A 2,809-nucleotide genomic window follows, 5' to 3' on the forward strand; every position below is an offset into this window, starting at 1 on the left:
GGTGTGGACGGCGCTCAGCGATCCGGCGGCCGTTCGGCATATGAGCATGCCGATCGCCGTTCGGCTGCGAAGGGTGGCGGCACAATTTGCCGTGGGTGCGGGGGAGGTGAAAGGTGCAGGCAGGTGAAAACAGTTTTCGCGGCCTGCGACAGGTTGAAGTCGATCTCCTCAGAAGGAATATGCAATGAAAAAAGTCAGGAAGGCAGTCATACCGGTAGCGGGGCTTGGAACGCGATTCCTGCCGGCGACCAAGTCGATGCCGAAGGAAATGCTGCCGGTCGTCGACAGGCCTGTCGTGCAATATGCGGTGGACGAGGCGTTCGAAGCCGGCATCGAGCACATTGTCTTCGTGACGGGCCGCAACAAGGCAGTCATAGAGGATTATTTCGACCTGCATCCAGAATTGATCGGGACTTTGGAGCAGACTGGCAAGACGGCGCAGCTTCAGGCGCTCGAAAGCCTGCTTCCCGTGGCTGGTGCGACGAGCTTCATCCGGCAGCAGTCGCCGCAAGGTCTCGGCCATGCGGTATGGTGCGCCCGGGAAGTCATCGGCGATGAACCTTTCGCGTTGCTGTTGCCGGACATGGTGTCCTTCGGCGGGCGTGGATGTCTCGCTGAAATTGCCGACCTCTATGCACAGACCGGCGGAAACGTCATCGCCGTCGAGCGCTGCGATCCGACCGAGACCAGCAAATACGGAATTGTCGGCTGCGGCGCCGATGTCGGCTCGGGCTTCGAGGTCACCGCCATGGTCGAAAAGCCGGCTCCAGCCAATGCGCCGTCGAACTACTACATCAACGGCCGCTACATCCTGCAGCCCGAGATATTCGCGCTGCTCGGCAATCAGCAGCGCGGCGCCGGCAACGAAATCCAGCTGACCGACGCCATGGTTCGCCTTGCGCAGAACCAGGCTTTCTTTGCCCAGCCCTTCAACGGCCGGATGTTCGACTGCGGCTCGAAGGAAGGGTTCATCCAAGCCAATATCGCCTTCGCGCTGGCGCGTGACGACATGAAGGGGCCAATCTTCGAGATGCTTGAGGAGTTTGTCCGGTCGCATGAGCGCCGGGTGGAAGCCGCATAATGCCCATTTTTTGGGAGCATTAGCATATGGACGGTGACGCAAGACATGCCGATGCGCTTGGCGGCCCGGGTTTCGCGTTGTCTGGCATGAAGCTTGCGTCGTATATGTGCTGATTCTCCCGATCTTGCTTCAGCGCCTGCAAACGAGAGCATCGGACCCAAAAGTAGAGGCGGTTTTGGGAAATCCGATGCTCAAACAAGAGATAGAGCGGCGGCACAGGTCGACTTGAGGGACCGCCGCTCTAGATGCAAAGTAGAATTGGACCGAAGATGAATTATGCCAATTTTCCTCTAGACAAGAGGAAACCATTGCCGAGTTCGGACGCAGTCAGCGCCGACGACTTCATCGATATCGAGCGCTTGCTCAGCATGGCAGCAAGGCAGGCAAAGGTGGTTGCGGCATGCGCTGCCATCGGTCTTTTTCTGGGCGTGCTCTATTTGCAGACCACGCCTCCCACCTACATGGCGACCAGCCGCGTGCTTATCGACGAAGGCTTGAATAAGGTCGTTGACGAGGTTTCGGCGGCGTCGGTCAGCATGCAGACCGATTCCGCCATTCTGAGCCAGATCGAAATTCTTCACTCGGCGAGGTTGGCGGCGGTGGTCGTCGACAAGCAGAAGCTCGATCAGAACGACGCTTTCTTGTATCCTCCCACATCGGCCGTGTCGAAGGCGGCCGGCTTTGTGCGCGGCGTGATCCGGTACTTCCGTCCCAGCCCCGCCGTGGGCACCACCGACGTCACCCAGCTTGATCCGGCGACGCGTGACGCGATGATTGCCTCGTCACGCCGCGATTACGCGGTCCTCAAACTGCAAAACGAAGTGCAGGCCGAGCGCATCGGTCGAAGCTATGTGATCTCCATCGCTTATCAAGCGACGGATCCCGCACTTGCGACCGCGATCACCAAAGCCTACGCAGACGCCTACCTCGCGGATCAGCTCGATGCGAGCTTCGATGCGACCGAGCGCGCGGCGGTCTGGCTGCAAGGCCGGCTGACGGAGCTTCGTGAAAGTTCCCAGGCAGCGTCGCTCGCCGTCGAGAAGTTCAGGGCCGAACACGGATTGGCCGTCGATGACGGCCAGTTGATCAGCGACAAGCAACTGTCGGACCTCAATGGCCAGCTCATTGAGGCGCAGGCCGATACCGCCCGCGCCAGCGCCCGCTACCAGCAATACAAGTCGATCGTCGAAAGCGGTTCGGACAACGCATTCAGGGATGCCGCCATATCCGCCGACCAGCCAAGCAACTCGATCATTTCAACGCTCAAGACCCGCTATCTCACTGTCGCCAAGCGGCAGCAGGATATCGAAGCCAATTTCGGGGCAGAGCATCCCCAGGCGGTCGCACTTGCCAAGGAAAAGGCCGACATATCAGCGCAGATTTTCGGCGAGCTGAAGCAGTTGACCGAAAGCTACCGCAACGAATACGAAGTTGCTCTCGCGCGCGAGACGGCGCTCCGCGCAAATGTCGCGTTAGCGGCGGGCAAGAGTTCCATCGACAACCAGTCGCAGGTCAAGCTGCGCGAACTCGAGCAGAAGGCAACGGCGCTCTCGACGCTCTATCAGACGTTCCTTGGCCGCTACGAAGAAGCCTCCCAGCAGCAATCCTTCCCGGTTGGCAAGATCCGCGTCATCTCGGACGCGACGCTGCCGCAGTCCGCGGCAACCCCGCGCACGTCCATAGTGCTGGGACTTTCGCTTGTGCTTGGCGTGATGATGGGGACCGGGT

The 2,809-nt window shown here is 60.0% G+C and carries 2 protein-coding genes and 1 pseudogene; all 3 read left to right on the forward strand.

The window, feature by feature from the left end:
• Window positions 1-127 (forward strand): annotated as a pseudogene (locus tag EOA85_RS39525) (glycosyl transferase); the annotation flags it as partial.
• 57 nt (window positions 128-184) lie between these two features.
• Window positions 185-1,081 carry a UTP--glucose-1-phosphate uridylyltransferase gene (locus tag EOA85_RS31735; RefSeq protein ID WP_127212364.1) on the forward strand — a complete coding sequence of 299 codons (897 nt, stop codon included), beginning with the start codon at window positions 185-187 and terminating at the stop codon, window positions 1,079-1,081.
• A gap of 269 nt (window positions 1,082-1,350) precedes the next feature.
• The coding region (locus EOA85_RS31740; RefSeq protein ID WP_245486195.1) for a Wzz/FepE/Etk N-terminal domain-containing protein at window positions 1,351-2,809 on the forward strand (1,459 nt) is incomplete at its 3' end.

The sequence above is a fragment of the Mesorhizobium sp. M5C.F.Ca.IN.020.29.1.1 genome, assembly GCF_003997375.1.
Lineage (GTDB): Bacteria > Pseudomonadota > Alphaproteobacteria > Rhizobiales > Rhizobiaceae > Mesorhizobium > Mesorhizobium wenxiniae.